Genomic DNA, 14,915 nt, shown 5'->3' on the forward strand with positions numbered 1-14,915 from the left:
GCTACGACGCCGCCGCGGACCGGTGGTGCAGTGTGTCGTCCAGCCAGTCGTAGATCCGCGCGAGGGCGAGCCGCTGGGCTCCCGCCTGGCAGTGCGCGTCGGCGCCCTCCTCCGTGGTGAACTCGATCAGCGTCTTCGGGCAGGTGAGGTGGTCGTACAGCTGCCGGGCCTGCCCGGCGAAGAACAGGTCGTCGGCGGCCTCGCAGACCAGGGTGGGGCACGCGATCCGCTCGGCGATGCCGTCGCGGAGGTGGTGGTCGAGGTAGGCGGCGCCGAAGGCGCGCGGGGTGTCGGCCCCCATCACGTACATGCCGTGGTTCAGCGCCCAGCGCATCACCGGGTCGTCGGCCATCAACCGGCCGAACCGGAAGTCGAGTTCGGGATCGGAGAGGGCGCGCAGCCGCCGTTCGGCGACGGCCCGGTCGCCGGGCACGGACTTCGTCACGGCCTCGCCGAGGTCGTAGACCCCGTCGAGGGCGATCACGGCGGCCAGCCGGTGCTCGAACGCCGCCGCCCTCGGGGCGAGCAGGCCGCCCATGCTGTTGCCGAGCAGCGCGACGCGCTCGCCGTCGACCTCCGGCAGGGTCAGCGCGAAGTCGAGCACGGGGCCGACGACGTTCTCCCAGTCGGGGCGGAAGACCAGTCCGTCGTGGTGGAGCGGCCCGGGCTGCCCCGGTCCGTCGAAGACGAGCACGGTGTAGCCGCGCTCGACGCCGGCCATCGCGCCGAAGTAGTGCATCTCCTCGGCCGTGCCGTCGAAGCCGTTGTGCATGATCACGGTGGGCCCGGGCGCCCCGGAGTCGTCGGCCCGGTAGAGGTAGCCGGGCAGGGTGGTGCCCTCGTACGGGATGCGGACCGGCTCGATGCGCGGGGTGAACAGCCCGGCCGCGGCGTGGAAGCACTCGACGCTGCGGTCGTAGGCGTGGTCGTGGCGGGGGTCGCACGGATTGCCGTGCAGGAAGAACTCGGCCGAGCGGTAGTAGTTCGACGCCCGCAGGAACCCGTCCCTGGCGCTGACCCGGTGGCCCGCCGCCAGCGCCCGCCCGGCCTCGCCGGCCACCCGGTCGGCGGTGGCCAGCCACTCGTCGTGCCAGCTGCCGTAGTCGCCCTCCACGATGCGGGCGCTCGTCGACACGACCTCGCCGAAGTCGGCACCGCCGTAGGCGATGTGGCCGAACGAGCGGAGGGTCTCGTACCAGAACTGCACGTCGTTCGGGAACAGCAGGGGCTTCATGGTCGCTCCTCGGAGTAGCGGATCGCCGGGGCGCGTCCTGGCGCCCCGGGGATCCACAGCCTCGGGCGCGGCGGTGTCCACTCTCCAGGCCGGGCGGGGGCGGTGGCTGTCCACTCCTGCCCGGGCGTGTCCACCCCTACGGCGTCGGGCCGTGCAACTCCCGCTGCCACAGGGCCTCGCCGAGCAGGTCCAGGCCCTGGCGCAGGTGGCGCCGGTAGGTGCCGAAGGGCAGGCCGAGGCGGCGGGCGGCGGCCTCCTGGGTGGGCGCGCCGGAGAAGTAGCCCGCCGTCAGGGCGTCCCGGGCCCGCACGCCGCGCGGGTCCCGCGCGAGGTCGTCGACGGACCGGCGCAGCAGCGCGCGCAACTCCGCGACGGGATCGGCGAGGTCGGCCGCGAGACGGGCCCGCATCAGCGCGCAGGCGGCGAAGGCGCCCGGGTCGCGCCAGTGCGTCAGCGCCTCGCGCACGGCCTGGTCGAACGCGGAGCGCGAGACGGGCGACGGTCCCGACGAGACGGGCTCGTCGGTGGCCGTGATGAAGCGCTGGAGCCAGGCCTCCACGGGCACCTGGCGCCAGTCGACGCCGAACACCCCGTAGGTGTGCTCACCGACGCGCGGCCGCGCACCGGTGTCGGCGAGGGTCCCCTTGACGCGCTCGGCCCACGTCTCGGCGTCCCGCCAGACGGCGAAGCCGTACGCACGGCCGCGGGCGCGGGCGGACTCCGCCTGGGCGCGGGAACTGCTCAGGTCGATGACGCGCGACGGGACCTGGTAGCGCTCCGGGTAGACCGTGAAGCGGCTGATCCCGATGTGCTCGCCCGGGCGCACCGGCACGGCGGTCTCGGTGTGCGCCCACGCCGCGGCGACGACGGGATCGGTGGCCAGGTCCTCGGGGTCGGGCGGGGCGGGCAGGGCGAGCCGGGCCGTGAACGCCGCGACGCGGCCCGTGCCGACCAGGCGGTAGACGCTGAAGGCCTCCGGCTGGCGCTGCGCCCAGTAGCGGACCAGGTCGGCGGAGGCGGTGCCCTCGGCCTCCTCCGCCATGCGCAGCACGACGGCCAGGTCCTCCGGGTGCAGCGGGCGGTCGTGCACCTCGTCCTCGCGGTCCCAGGTCCGCAGCCGTGCCAGGGCCTTGCCCTCCCGGAAGAGGTAGAAGAGCTCGTCGGTGACGGTCCACGCCCGCTCCTCGGGTTCCTCGCGCAGGATCCGCAGGTACTCGTCCGCGAGGCGCCGGCGCATCGTCGCGAAGGCGTTGGGCGCCCGCCAGCGCAGGTCGGCGGCCAGCGTCTCGCGTGCGGCGTCGTGGGGATGGAGCCCCTGGTGCGTGGACTCCATGAACGGCAGGTCCCTCAGCCAGGAGAAGAGGACGTGGGCGTCCTCCTCGGGCAGCACCGCGGTGAGGAGCTCCTCCGAGGTCGAGAAGGCCTGGGCCGCCACCTCCAGGGCGCGCCGGTGGGCGGCGGTGGGCACCTCGCCGATCAGGCCGGTCAGCAGGGTGCGCAGGACGTCCGCCGAGGGGGCCCAGATCTCCTCCCGGCCGCAGCCCGCCGATCCCGCGGCCGCCGCGAGGGACAGCGCCAGCGGGTTGCCCCCGGCGAAGCGCAGCACGCGGTCCCGCAGTTCCGGGCGGATCCGCGCCGCCACGAGCAGGCCGCGGGCCTGCTCCTCAGAGAACGGCTCCAGCTCGGTCACGTGCAGGAGCCCGGACCAGGCGGGGTCGGCGGCCCACTGCGGCTGCGGCGCGAGCCGGCCGGCCAGCACGACCAGGGCGTCGTCCGCGGCGCGCGGCAGGAAGTGGTGCCACAGCCAGCTCTCCAGCCACTGGCAGTGCTCGAAGGAGTCCACGAACAGCACCGTGCCGGGGACGTCCAGGAACGCGGCGGCCGCACGCTCGAAGTCGGCCGGGTCCCGGCTGACGAAGCGGCCGTCGAGCTCGACGAGCGGCCGTCCCTCCGCGCGGGCGTCGTCCGCCAGGCGCCGCAGCAACGTCGACTTCCCGATGCCGCCCGGTCCGACCACGTAGAAGGCGAACGGCGCCTGCGGCCGCCCGGCCAGAGCGTCGCCGAAGCGCTCCAGTTGCTCGTCCCGGCCTATGAACGCCCGGACGCGCGCGCTGCTGAGCCTCTCCCCCACGGACACCACGGCGGCTCCCCTTCCCTCCGGTTTCAGCCGCCCATCCAACCAGACGCAACTCCTTCGCGTTAGTCTGGACCGCATGAGTGCCCGACCGACCACACGCCCCGGCGGGCGCAGCGCCCGCGTCCAGCAGTCCGTCCACCAGGCCGTCCGCGATCTCGAAGCGGAACTGGGCCGGGACGCCCTCACCGTGCCCCTGATCGCCGCCCGCGCGGGCGTCACGCCGTCCACCGTCTACCGCCGCTGGGGGGACCTGCGGGAACTCCTGTCGGACGTGGCCGTGGAGCGGCTGCGCCCCGACGCCCCGCCGGCCGACCACGGGAGCCTGCGGGCGGACCTGGAGGCGTGGACGGCGCAGTTCGCCGAGGAGATGTCCTCGACGGCGGGCCTCGCGTACATCCGCGACGCGCTGCTGGGCGATCCCGGGCACGGCAACGCGGCGCGCTGCTCCGACTACGCCGCCGAGCAGCTGAAGGCGGTCGGGGTGCGCGCGGCCGGGCGCGGGGAGGCCGTGCCCGACCTGGAGGGCCTGCTGGACGCCGTCGTCGCTCCCCTGATGTACCGGATCCTGTTCCGCCCCTCGGACCTGTCGGCCGCCTACACGGACCACCTGGTGGCGACGGCGCTGGGCCGGATCGCGCCGCCGCCCGCCCTCACGTAAAAGCTAAGGGTTTGCGTTTGAGGGACTGTGAGCCTAGAGTGCTTAACGCAAAGCATTCGCCTTAAGGCTCAGAGGTGCTTCCATGTCCAGCGTCATCGCCTTACTGTCCCGTCCCCCTCGCCTTCCCGTCCTGGGTCGCCACGTCGCCTTCCCGCTCCACGCCTCGGTCCTGGTCGGCCTGCTGGCCGCCTCCAGCGCGCCGACCCCCGTCTACGCGCTCTACCAGGCCGCCTGGCACTTCTCGGCCATGACGCTCACCGTCGTCTTCAGCACCTACGCACTCGCCCTGCTGGTGGCGCTCCTGACCGCGGGAACGCTCTCGGACCACCTCGGCCGCCGTCCGGTCCTCGCCGGGGCGCTGGTCGCCGAAGCCGTCACCATGGCCCTCTTCGCCACCGCCCAGGGCATACCGGCGCTCATCGCCGCCCGGATCCTGCAGGGCCTGGCCACCGGCGTGGCCACCAGCGCCGCCGGAGCCGCCCTGCTCGACTTCGAGGACCCCGACCGCCCCGGCCGGGCCACGGCCGCCAACGGCATCACCCCCGTGGCCGGCATGGCGGCCGGCGTCCTGGCCGCGACAGCCCTCGTGCAATACGTCCCCGCCCCGACCCGGACGGTCTACCTGCTGCTGCTCGTCCTGTTCACCGCCCAGGCCGCCGCCGTCCTGCTCACCCCCGAAACCGCCCGCCCCCACCCCGGCGCCTGGCGCTCCCTGCGCCCCGCGGTCACCGTCTCCCCCGCCTCCCGCCCGGCCTTCGCCCTCGCCGCGCCCGGCATCGTCGCCGCGTGGGCCCTGGGCGGCTTCTACTCCTCCCTCGGCCCCTCGCTCGCCCGCCTCATCGCCCCGCACGCCACCCGCGCCACCGGCGGCCTGGTCTTCTTCACCATGACGGCCGCAGCGGGCCTCGCCGCCCACGCCGCCCGGGCGCTGCCCGCCCGCACCGTCAACCTGGCCGGCACCGCGCTCCTGATCCCGGGCGCCCTGCTCACCCTGAGCAGCCCCCAACTGCACAGCCTGACCGCCCTGTTCGCGGGCACCGCCCTCGCCGGCGCGGGCTTCGGCGCCGTCACCCAGGGAGCCCTGCGCCTGCTGCTCCCCCCGGCCGCCCCCGACGAACGCGCCGGCACCCTCGCCGCCTACTACGTCCTCAGCTACCTCGCCATGAGCATCCCCGCCGTCCTCGCCGGACTGCTCACCAACCTCTACGGCCTTCAGACCGCCGTCGCCGTCTACGCCGCGACCGTCGTCCTGCTGGCCGCCACCGGCCTCACCCACGCCGCGCGGCAGCACCGCCCGGCCCCGCACCCCTCCGGAAGGACCCCCCGATGAACACCGGCTGGAACCTCGGCGACATCACCGTCCGCCGCGTCGACGAGATCGAACTGCCCCGCCAGACCGGCCCCTGGCTGCTGCCCGCCGCCACCAAGGAGGTGCTGGACGAAGCGCAGTGGCTGCGCCCCGACTTCGCCGACGCCGACGTCCCCCGCCTGGCGAGCCACGGCTTCGCGCTGGAGGCCGGCGGACTGCGGATCGTCGTGGACACCGGCATCGGCAACGGCAAGACCCGCGCCAACCCGGCCTGGAACGGCCTCGACACCGACTTCCTGGACCGCCTGACGGCCGCCGGCTTCCCGCCCGAGAGCGTCGACCTCGTGATCACCACCCACCTGCACACCGACCACGTCGGCTGGAACACCCGCCTCGACGGCGAGGACTGGGTCCCCACCTTCCCCAACGCCCGCTACCTCACCAGCCGCACCGAATGGGACCACTGGGCCGCCACCGAGCTGGACGAGGCCCGCGCCCAGATGTTCCGCGACTCCGTGCACCCCGTCCACGACGCCGGGCTGTACCACCCCGTCGACGTCCCCGAGCAGGGCCGCGAAGTGGCCCCCGGCGTCCGCCTGGTCCCGGCCCCCGGCCACACCCCGGGCCAGGTCGCCGTGGAACTGCGCGGAGCCGACCGCCGCGCCCTGATCACCGGCGACAGCATCCACCACCCCGTCCAGCTCTCGCACCCCCATGTGCACAGCTGCGTCGACATCGACTCCGCCCAGGCGATCCGCACCCGCGCCGGGATGCTCGAAGCCCTCGCCGACACCGACGCCCTGCTCCTGGGCACGCACTTCCCGCACCCCACGGGCGGCACCGTCCGCCGCGAGAACGGCCACTACCGCCTCCACGCCGAGCCGGCCGGCCAACTCCCGCCCACGGCGGCCTGATCCAGGCGCCGGCCGCGGCTCACTTGGTGCGCTCGACGCTCCACCCCGGCAGGTACTCGAAGAACGCGACGGCCTCCTCCCGCCACCGCGGACGCCACCCGGCGGCCTCGGTGGCGGCCTCGCGTGCGCGGCGCCGCATGTCCGCCGTCATCTTCCCGGGGACGCCGTGGCGCTCGGCGATGTCCCGGATGGCGGTAATGGCCTCCTCGGTGCAGTCTCCGTCGCCGAGTGCGGACTCCACCAGGGCCCGTTCGGAGCCGGTCGCCACCGCCAGGAGGGCGCGGACGGTGTAGTTGCGGCGCCCTTCCCGGATGTCCGCGCCGGTGGGCTTGCCCATGGCGGCCGCGTCGCCGAAGAGGTCGAGGTAGTCGTCGCGCATCTGCCCGCAGATCCCCACCAGCCGGGCGTAGCGCCGCAGTTCCTCGTCGTGGCGGCCCGGTTCGGCGCCGGCGGCGAGCAGTCCCAGCTGGAGCGGCGCGAGGACGGAGTAGCGGGCGGTCTTGTACTCGGCCACGTCGTGCAGCAGGTCCTCGGCCGGGTCCGCGGTGAAGTCCCGTTCCAGGTCGGCGATCTGGCCGGCGAACGTGGCCGACGCCGCTCGCGTCTGCACCTCCACCATGGCCTGCCGCACCGGGAGCGGGGCCCGGGAGTCGAGGAGGACCCGGAGGGACAGGGCGAGGGCGAGGTCGCCGGCGAGGAGGGCGAGCCCGAGCGCGGCCTGCGGCCGGTCGGGGAACCGGGCGCGGTAGGCGTAGTAGGTGGAGGGACCGCCCCGGCGGGTGGGGCTGTCGTCGATGATGTCGTCGTGGATCAGCCCGTGGGCCTGGAGCAGTTCGATGCTCAGCGCGGCGTCATCGAGCCCCTCCACGGAGTCTGCGGTCACCAGGCGGGCGGCTTCGAAGAGGAGGGCCACCCGCATCCGCTTGCCGCCGCGCAGTGACAGGTCCCGCAGGAGGCCGAGGCACTCCGGGGTGAACCGGCTGGACGTCGGGGCGTCGAAGTCGGCGGCCAGGTCCCGGAAGTACTGCTCGAACCGCGCGCCGAACCGCCGCTCGTACCCGGCGAGGCGGGCCCGGATCTGCTCGGTGAGGACGGCGGCATCGGTCACGGGACGGTCTTCCGTTCTAGGAGGGAACGTGCATCCGGCTTTCGCGGAGCGGCACGGACCAGGGCAGCGGTTCTCATGGCGGTGGTTCGGACACCATGCTCCCCCATCCACAGCGCGGTCCGAGCAGCCGGTGGCCGGCCAGACCCTCACCGCCCCAACGCCAAGACTTGGCAATGATTTCCATCTCAAACTACAAGCCCCTGGTTGTGAAAATCGTTTCCATCTAACGTGGAGGTGTCCACCGGAGCTGGACCCCGCCCACCGGCGGAGCCAGCGGGTTCGAAGGAGCAAGTCCCCATGCGTGCCGCCCCGTCCAGCAAGGCCCGTCCCCGCCCCCTCAGAGTCGTCCTCGGCGCCACCGCCGTCGCCGCCCTCGCCGCCACCAGCGCGTGCTCCACCAGTTCGTCGGCGAGGACCGCGGGCTCGGCGTCCGCAGGGTCGAGCAGCGCCGGCGGCGGCTCGAAGGTGATCCAGGTCGCCGCCGCGGAGAACTTCTGGGGCTCCATCGCCGCCCAACTCGGCGGGGACCACGTCAAGGTGACGAGCATCATCACCAACCCGGACACCGACCCGCACTCCTACGAGCCCACCGCCGCCGACGGCCGCACCGTCGCGGGCGCGGACTACGTGATCGCCAACGGGATCGGCTACGACGCGTGGTCCGACAAGCTGCTCTCCGCGAACCCGGGGCCGAACCGGATGACGCTGAAGGTCGGTGACCTGGTGGGGAAGAAGGAGGGCGACAACCCCCATCAGTGGTACTCGCACGACAGCGTGTACAAGGTGATCGACCGGATCACCGCCGACTACGAGAAGGCGGACCCGGCCGACGCGGCCTACTTCGACCAGCAGAAGCAGACCTTCACCACCCGGACGCTGGCCACGTACAACCAGCTGGAAGCCGACATCAAGGCGAAGTACGCGGACACCCCGATCGGCGCCTCCGAGTCGATCGTCACCCCGCTCGCCGAGAGCGTCGGCCTGAAGATGCTCACCCCGGAGACGTTCCTCGACGCGGAGAGCGAGGGCACCGACCCGACCGCCGCCGACAAGGCCGCCATCGACCGCCAGATCTCCGGCAAGCAGATCAAGATCTACGTCTACAACTCCCAGAACTCCAACCCCGACGTCGTGGCGCAGGTCAACGCCGCCAAGGCGCAGGGCATCCCGGTCGCCCAGGTCACCGAGACCCTGGCCCCGGCCGACGCCACCTTCCAGGACTGGCAGACCCAGCAGTTGCAGGGCATCGCCGACGCGCTGAAGGCGGCCACGGGCAAGTGAGCGGGCGGAACGAGCCGGGCAAGTGAACAAGCGGAGGGAGACGGGCACATGAGCATCCATCCGATCGAGAAGGTCCGTACGGACATCGGGCACACCGCTCCCGCCGGGGAGCCGGTGCTGTCGCTGCGCGGCGCGGCCGTGCGCGTGGGCGGGCGGACCCTCTGGTCGGGGGTCGACCTGACCGTCGGGGCCGGGGAGTTCACCGCCGTCCTCGGCCCCAACGGGGTCGGCAAGTCCACCCTCGTCAAGGTCCTGCTGGGAGTCCTCCCGGCGGCGGCCGGCGAGGTGCGCGTCCTCGGCGGCGCGCCCGGCGAGCGCAACGCGGCCGTCGGGTACCTGCCGCAGCGCCGCACCTTCGACGCGGGCGTGCGCATCCGCGGGGTGGACGTGGTGCGGCTGGGCCTGGACGGGGATCAGTGGGGGATCCCCGTCCCGGGCCTGGGCCGGGCCAAGCGCCGGGCCGCCCGGGAAAGGGTCGAGCAGGCCGTCGAGCTGGTCGGCGCGGGCAGGTACGCGCACCGGCCGATCGGGCAGTGCTCGGGCGGCGAGCAGCAGCGGCTGCTGATCGCCCAGGCGCTGGTGCGGCGCCCGCGCGTGCTGCTGCTGGACGAGCCGCTGGACAGCCTGGACCTGCCCAACCAAGGTGCGATCGCCGGGCTGTTGGGCCGGATCTGTCACGAGGAGGGGGTGTCGGTGGTGATGGTCGCCCATGACGTCAACCCGATCCTCCACCACCTGGACCGGGTGGTGTACATCGCCGAGGGCGGCGCCGTCGCGGGCAGGCCCGCCGAGGTGATCACCTCCGAGACGCTCACCCGGCTGTACGGCACGCCCGTCGAGGTGCTGCGCACGAGCGACGGCCGCCTGGTCGTGGTCGGGCAGCCGGAGGCGCCGGCGCTCCACACCGACCGGCACGGGAAGGGGGACGCCGATGCCGCTCGCGACTGATGCGTGGTCACCACGCTTCTCCTGGAACCTGGTCGCCGACTTCCAGGACATGTGGTCCTACCTGTCCATGGTGAACGCCTTCCGGGCCGGACTGATCGTGGCCGTCGTGTGCGCCGTGGTGGGCTGGTTCGTGGTCCTGCGCCGGCAGACCTTCGCCGCGCACACGCTGTCCGTCGCGGCGTTCCCCGGCGCCTCGCTGGCCGTCCTGGCCGGCTTCTCCACCTCGCTCGGCTACCTCGGGTTCTGCACCGCCACGGCCCTGGTGATCGCGGCGCTGCAGCGCGGGGGCCGGGAGGGCGGGGCGGAGGAGTCCGCCGTCACCGGGACGGTCCAGGCGTTCGCGCTGGCCTGCGGCTTCCTCTTCATCAGCCTGTACAAGGGCCTGCTGGAAGGGCCGATGGCGCTGCTGTTCGGCGACTTCCTGGGCATCACCACCGGGCAGGTGGTGACCCTCGCGGTGATCGGCGCGGTGGTGCTCGCCGTGCTCGCGGTGATCGGACGCCCGCTGCTGTTCGCCTCGGTGGATCCGGAGGTGGCGGCCGGCCGGGGCGTGCCGGTGCGGCTGCTGGGCACGCTGTTCCTGGTCCTGCTGGGCGCGGCCACGGCCGAGGCGAGCCAGATCACCGGCACGCTGCTGGTGTTCGCACTCATGGTGATCCCCGCCGCGACCGCCCAGCAGCTCACCGCCCGGCCGGGGCTCGGCCTGGTGCTGTCGGTGCTCCTGGGCCTGGCCGCCTGCTGGGCCGGACTGATCGCGGCGTACTACCAGCCGTACCCGCTGGGCTTCTTCGTGACGGGCTTCGCGTTCGCCGCCTTCGTCCTCGCCCACCTGGTCCGCCACACCCGCGAGGCCGTCGGCCGCCGCGCGCGGACACCACTCGCGACCGGAGGTGCCGCATGACGTCCGTCGTCACCCAGGCGTTCTTCCAGCACGCCCTGCTCGCCGGGACGTTCATCGCGCTCGCCTGCGGCCTGGTGGGCTACTTCCTGGTGCTGCGCGCCCAGATCTTCACCGGTGACGCGCTCAGCCACGTCGCGTTCACCGGCGCGATGGCCGCCCTGGCCGGCGGCTACGACCTGCGCCTCGGGCTGTTCGCCGCGACCATCGGCGTCGGCCTGCTGATCGGCGGCCTGGGCCGGCACGGGCGCGCGGACGACGTGGTGATCGGCAGCGTCTTCGCCTGGATCCTCGGCCTGGGCGCCTTCTTCCTCACCATCTACACGACCTCGCGCAGCGGCGCCCGGGGCGGCGCCGGCACCAGCGTCCTGTTCGGCTCGATCTTCGGCCTGCACGGGAACCAGACCGCCGTCGCGGTCGCCATCGCGGGCGCGGTGTGCCTGACCGTACTGCTGATCGCCCGGCCGCTGCTGTTCGCCACCCTGGACGAGGCCGTGGCCGCCGCCCGCGGCGTGCCCGTCCGGCTGCTGGGATTCGCGTTCCTCGCACTGGCCGGCACGTGCGCCGGCGAAGCGACCCAGGCCGTCGGATCGCTCCTCCTGCTCGGGCTGCTCGCCGCCCCGGCAGGCGCGGCGATCCGGCTCACCGACCGCCCGTTCCGCGCACTCGCGCTGTCGGCCGCGCTCGCCGTCGCCGACATGTGGGGCGGCCTGCTGCTCAGCGCGGCGGCGCCGAAACTGCCGCCGAGCTTCGCGATCATGGCCGTCGCCACCGCCGTGTACGCCGCCACCTTCCTGGTCCGCCCGGCCCGGACCGCCGGTCCGGCAACCGCCCGAACCGGGCCGTGAGCACGGAGGGTGAGCCGATGACCTCGACGCCGATCACCGAGACGCCGATAGCCGAGACGGAGAACACCGCGCTGACGGAGGCCTTCCGCCGAGCCGCCGCCCGCCGCCGGACCACGCGCGAACAGACCCGGGACGACGGCGGGTTCGGCCGCCTCACCCCGCAGCGCGCCGAGGTGCTGCGCGCCCTCGCCACGTGCGAGGACTTCGTCAGCGCCCAGCTCCTGCACGCCGGACTGCTCGCCGCCGGATCCCGGGTGGGCCTGAGCACCGTCTACCGCACCCTCACCGCGCTCGCCGCCGTCGGCCGCGCCGACGTCATCCGCGACACCAACGGCGAACGGCTGTTCCGCCACCGGCCGGGCACCGCCCACCGGCACTACCTCGTCTGCCGCGCGTGCGGCCTGAGCCGGTCCGTCGAGTCCGCCGCCGTCGAGGCGTGGGCCGACCACGTCGCCCGGACATCGGGCTTCGCGGACGTGCGGCACACCGTCGAACTCACCGGCACCTGCGCCACCTGCCTCGCGGCCGGCTGACCATCCGCGGCCGCCACCGGCCGCGCGGACGACCCGCCACTCCCAGGCCCTCCGCTCCCAGGCTTTCCGCGCGACCGGCCCACCGGGACCTCTAGATGAAGATGATTATCAACGCTACTCTATCCCCGCTCCCCACTTGACGGTGAGCAGACAGTTCTCGCCGTCCATCGGCGGCGAGCGGGCTGAGGGGCGGTCACCTTGGTGGAGACGAGTCTCGGCAGCGCCCGGCACCTCCCGGCGGAACCGGCGGTCACCCCGCCCCGCCGGAGGCCCGCGCTGCCGTTCGGGGTACTGGCGGCAGCGGTGGCCACCGTCGTCCTGGTGCCGGCGTGGGACGCGGGCGTCGTGCGGACCTGGCGGACCGTCATGGTCGCCATCGTGGTGCAGGGCGTGCCGTTCCTGGTGCTCGGCACCGTGGTCTCGGCGGCGCTCGGGGCGTTCGTCCCCGAGCGGGTCTTCACCCGGGTGCTGCCGCGCAACCCCGCCCTGGCCGTACCGGTGGCCGGGGTCGCCGGCGCCGTCCTGCCGGGGTGCGAGTGCGCGTCCGTCCCGGTGGCCGGAAGCCTGATGAGACGGGGAGTCGCCCCGGCGGCGGCCCTGGCGTTCCTGCTCTCCGCGCCGGCCATCAACCCGGTGGTGCTCGTCGCCACCGCGATCGCCTTCCCCGGAATGCCGGAGATGGTGCTGGCGCGCCTGGCCGCCTCGCTCCTGACGGCGGTCGTGATGGGCTGGCTCTGGGTGGCGTTCGGCCGGCCGGAATGGCTACGGCTCCCGAAGGGCCCGGCCGGTGACGGCGACGGCTCGCGCAACCCGCTGGAGGAGTTCCGGCGCGGCTTCCAGCACGACTTCCTCCAGGCCGGCGGCTTCCTGGTGGTCGGCGCCGCGGCCGCCGCCACCTTCAACGTCCTCGTCCCGCCGTCGGTGCTGCGCGTCTTCGCCGACGAACCCTGGCTGGGCGTCCCGGTCCTGGCGTTCCTCGCCGTGGTGCTGGCGGTCTGCTCCGAAGCGGACGCCTTCGTCGCCGCCTCGCTGACCGGCTTCTCACCGATCGCCAGGCTCGCCTTCATGGTCGTCGGCCCGATGGTCGACCTCAAACTCGTCGCGCTCCAGTCCGGCGCCTTCGGCCGCGCGTTCGCCGCCCGCTTCTCCTCCGCGACCTTCGTCGTGGCCGTCGGCACCAGCATCGTGATCGGAGGGCTCGCGCTGTGAAGGCCACGCTCCGGGGCCTCGCCCCGTCCCTGCTCGTCGTGCTCGTGGGCGCGGCACTGCTGCGGATCACCCTCGCCGGGGACGTGTTCCTCCAGTACGTCAAGGAGGGCCTGCGCCTTCCGCTCATCGGCTCGGGACTCGTCCTGGTCGGACTGGGCATCGCGGGCGTCGCACGCCGGCTGGCCGAGCGGCACCGGGAACCCGTCCTGCGCTTCGGCCGGGACGCCGAGGGCAACGCCGTCTGGCACCGGCCCGCCACGTACGAAGGGCACGACTCCGGGCACGGGCACGGACACGACCACGGCCCGCGGGTGGCGTGGCTGCTGACCGTCCCCGCCCTCCTGCTGCTCTGCCTCGCCCCTCCCCCACTGGGCTCGTTCAGCGCCTCCCGCGACGGCACGGACGCCGTCGTCGACCAGGCCGGCTACGCCCAGCTGGCCACACCCGTGCCCGCCGGAACGCCCGGAGCCACCGGTGACACGTGGACGGACGTGGTCACCCCGATGTCGCTCACCGAGTTCATCGGCCGCAGCCACGACCCGCAGCGGAGCCTGGAGCACCGCAAGGTCCGGCTCACCGGCTTCGTCGCCCCCGGCGCGCAGCCGGGCGAGTGGTACCTCAACCGGCTGGTCGTCAGCTGCTGCGCGGCGGACGCCCGCCGCCTGCGCGTCCTGGTGCACGCCGACGGCCCGACCCCGGCCACCGACAGCTGGGTGGACCTCACCGGCGTCTGGCACCCCGCCCCCGGTACGTCGGCCACCGCCGCCCCGCGGATCGACGTCTCCGAACAGCACGGCGTCCCCCAGCCCCGCGCCCCGTACCGGGACGTCTCGCCTTCGGACGGGTAGCCGGACACCGCGTAGCGGCGCCGGGCCGCCTTTCGGGTTCGCCCGCCGGACGCGATGATGTCCGGCGGTCCGACTCGTCCGCGTGGCCACGGCCCTTGAGGAGAACACCGGTGAAGATCTTCATCTCGTCCGACATGGAAGGCACCGCGGGGATCGTCGACTGGGAGCAGTGCCGGCCGACGGGCTCCCAGTACGGCTACTACCGGGAGTTGCTCGAACAGGAGGTCAACGCGGCGATCGAGGGCGCCGCCGCCGCGGGAGCCACCGAGTTCCTGGTCAACGACTCGCACTCCGCGATGTCCAACCTCCGGCCGGACCGCCTCGCGCGCCGCGCCCGCTACCTGTCGGGCCGGCACAAGCCCCTCTACATGATGCAGGGTCTCGACCCGTCGTTCGACGCGGTCTTCTTCGTCTCCTACCACGGCTCGATGTCCGGCGCGGCGTCCGCGCTGTCCCACACGTACAACCCGCGCGCGATCGCCGAAGTGCGGCTGAACGGCCTCGCGGCCGGGGAGGCGGGCATCAACGCGCTGGTCGCGCTCGGGCACCGGGTGCCGGTCGTGCTGATCACCGGCGACGACGTCACCGCCGGGCAGTTCGAACCGTTCTGCCCCGCCGTCGAGGCGGTCGTCGTCAAGACGTCGGTCTCCCGGTTCGCCGCCGACAGCCTGCACCCGGAGCAGGCGCGGGAGTTGATCCGGGACGGCGCCAACACCGCCGTACGGAACCTCGGGGACGCCGCACCGCCCGCGATCGCCCTGCCCGCCACCCTCACCGTCCGCTTCCGCAACGCCGACCTCGCCGAGATGGCGACCTGGATCACCGGCGTGATCCGCGCCGACGACCTCACCGTGCACATCACCGATGACGACCCCGTCCGCCTCTACCGCGCCTTCGTCACCGTCGTGTTGCTCACACGGGGAATAGCCGAGTAGCCCTGTCGCGCGCCGCCGTCTCGAAGGGACCGAGCAGGGGACGCGCGGCCCGCCC

Annotated in this window: 14 protein-coding genes; 11 read left to right on the forward strand and 3 right to left on the reverse strand. The window is 73.8% G+C overall.

The features are described from left to right. Position 1: 1 nt before the first annotated feature. Both ACFVU9_RS19890 and ACFVU9_RS19895 read right to left on the reverse strand, forming a co-directional pair. Positions 2–1,234, reverse strand: coding sequence for an alpha/beta hydrolase family protein (locus tag ACFVU9_RS19890; protein WP_387594884.1), 1,233 nt, complete (start codon positions 1,232–1,234; stop codon positions 2–4). Positions 1,235–1,370: 136 nt separating this feature from the next. Further along, positions 1,371–3,371 carry an AAA family ATPase gene (locus ACFVU9_RS19895; RefSeq protein ID WP_387594886.1) on the reverse strand — a complete coding sequence of 667 codons (2,001 nt, stop codon included), beginning with the start codon at positions 3,369–3,371 and terminating at the stop codon, positions 1,371–1,373. Between the two features lie 76 nt (positions 3,372–3,447). Between ACFVU9_RS19895 and ACFVU9_RS19900 the strand changes: the two genes are divergently transcribed. The 3 genes from ACFVU9_RS19900 to ACFVU9_RS19910 all read left to right on the forward strand — a co-directional run bounded on the left by ACFVU9_RS19900 (position 3,448) and on the right by ACFVU9_RS19910 (position 6,252). Beyond that, positions 3,448–4,029: a TetR/AcrR family transcriptional regulator gene (locus ACFVU9_RS19900; RefSeq protein WP_380437709.1), complete on the forward strand. Its 582-nt coding sequence runs from the start codon at positions 3,448–3,450 to the stop codon at positions 4,027–4,029. An 82-nt stretch (positions 4,030–4,111) separates the two neighbouring features. Beyond that, entirely contained in the window at positions 4,112–5,359 is a 1,248-nt protein-coding gene (locus ACFVU9_RS19905; protein ID WP_387594889.1) for an MFS transporter, read from the forward strand. Continuing rightward, complete coding sequence (locus ACFVU9_RS19910; protein WP_387594892.1) at positions 5,356–6,252, forward strand: MBL fold metallo-hydrolase; 897 nt, start codon at positions 5,356–5,358, stop codon at positions 6,250–6,252. The genes ACFVU9_RS19905 and ACFVU9_RS19910 overlap by 4 nt, the downstream gene beginning before the upstream one ends. 19 nt (positions 6,253–6,271) lie before the next feature. Here the strand turns inward: ACFVU9_RS19910 and ACFVU9_RS19915 are convergent, their stop codons facing one another. Beyond that, a complete protein-coding gene (locus ACFVU9_RS19915) occupies positions 6,272–7,360 on the reverse strand; it encodes a polyprenyl synthetase family protein (RefSeq protein WP_387594895.1) in 1,089 nt (362 codons plus the stop codon). A gap of 297 nt (positions 7,361–7,657) precedes the next feature. Here ACFVU9_RS19915 and ACFVU9_RS19920 point away from each other — a divergent pair, with 297 nt between their 5' ends. The 8 genes from ACFVU9_RS19920 (at position 7,658) to ACFVU9_RS19955 (ending at position 14,860) form a co-directional block, all read left to right on the forward strand. After that, a complete protein-coding gene (locus ACFVU9_RS19920; protein WP_387594898.1) occupies positions 7,658–8,641 on the forward strand; it encodes a metal ABC transporter solute-binding protein, Zn/Mn family in 984 nt (327 codons plus the stop codon). Positions 8,642–8,689: 48 nt separating this feature from the next. Beyond that, entirely contained in the window at positions 8,690–9,589 is a 900-nt protein-coding gene (locus ACFVU9_RS19925) for a metal ABC transporter ATP-binding protein (RefSeq protein WP_387594901.1), read from the forward strand. After that, entirely contained in the window at positions 9,573–10,490 is a 918-nt protein-coding gene (locus ACFVU9_RS19930) for a metal ABC transporter permease (protein WP_387594904.1), read from the forward strand. The genes ACFVU9_RS19925 and ACFVU9_RS19930 overlap by 17 nt, the downstream gene beginning before the upstream one ends. Next, positions 10,487–11,335: a metal ABC transporter permease gene (locus ACFVU9_RS19935; protein WP_387594907.1), complete on the forward strand. Its 849-nt coding sequence runs from the start codon at positions 10,487–10,489 to the stop codon at positions 11,333–11,335. Before ACFVU9_RS19930 ends, ACFVU9_RS19935 begins: the two co-directional genes overlap by 4 nt. 17 nt (positions 11,336–11,352) lie before the next feature. Beyond that, on the forward strand, positions 11,353–11,868 hold the full coding sequence (locus ACFVU9_RS19940) for a Fur family transcriptional regulator (protein ID WP_380437723.1): 516 nt from the start codon (positions 11,353–11,355) through the stop codon (positions 11,866–11,868). Positions 11,869–12,066: 198 nt separating this feature from the next. After that, positions 12,067–13,077 carry a permease gene (locus tag ACFVU9_RS19945; RefSeq protein WP_387594910.1) on the forward strand — a complete coding sequence of 337 codons (1,011 nt, stop codon included), beginning with the start codon at positions 12,067–12,069 and terminating at the stop codon, positions 13,075–13,077. Beyond that, a complete protein-coding gene (locus ACFVU9_RS19950) occupies positions 13,074–13,925 on the forward strand; it encodes a TIGR03943 family putative permease subunit (protein WP_387594913.1) in 852 nt (283 codons plus the stop codon). The genes ACFVU9_RS19945 and ACFVU9_RS19950 overlap by 4 nt, the downstream gene beginning before the upstream one ends. A 110-nt stretch (positions 13,926–14,035) precedes the next feature. Next, entirely contained in the window at positions 14,036–14,860 is an 825-nt protein-coding gene (locus ACFVU9_RS19955; protein ID WP_387594916.1) for a M55 family metallopeptidase, read from the forward strand. Positions 14,861–14,915 lie beyond the last annotated feature (55 nt).

Source organism: Kitasatospora sp. NPDC057936 (assembly GCF_042887525.1).
In the GTDB taxonomy this organism is placed as follows: domain Bacteria; phylum Actinomycetota; class Actinomycetes; order Streptomycetales; family Streptomycetaceae; genus Kitasatospora.

Coding starts and splice junctions, on each gene's coding strand:
- ACFVU9_RS19940 (WP_380437723.1), top strand. CDS start 11,353: ATGACCTCGACGCCGATCACCGAGACGCCGATAGCCGAGACGGAGAAC.
- ACFVU9_RS19890 (WP_387594884.1), bottom strand. CDS start 1,234: ATGAAGCCCCTGCTGTTCCCGAACGACGTGCAGTTCTGGTACGAGACC.
- ACFVU9_RS19900 (WP_380437709.1), top strand. CDS start 3,448: ATGAGTGCCCGACCGACCACACGCCCCGGCGGGCGCAGCGCCCGCGTC.
- ACFVU9_RS19910 (WP_387594892.1), top strand. CDS start 5,356: ATGAACACCGGCTGGAACCTCGGCGACATCACCGTCCGCCGCGTCGAC.
- ACFVU9_RS19920 (WP_387594898.1), top strand. CDS start 7,658: ATGCGTGCCGCCCCGTCCAGCAAGGCCCGTCCCCGCCCCCTCAGAGTC.
- ACFVU9_RS19905 (WP_387594889.1), top strand. CDS start 4,112: ATGTCCAGCGTCATCGCCTTACTGTCCCGTCCCCCTCGCCTTCCCGTC.
- ACFVU9_RS19930 (WP_387594904.1), top strand. CDS start 9,573: ATGCCGCTCGCGACTGATGCGTGGTCACCACGCTTCTCCTGGAACCTG.
- ACFVU9_RS19935 (WP_387594907.1), top strand. CDS start 10,487: ATGACGTCCGTCGTCACCCAGGCGTTCTTCCAGCACGCCCTGCTCGCC.
- ACFVU9_RS19925 (WP_387594901.1), top strand. CDS start 8,690: ATGAGCATCCATCCGATCGAGAAGGTCCGTACGGACATCGGGCACACC.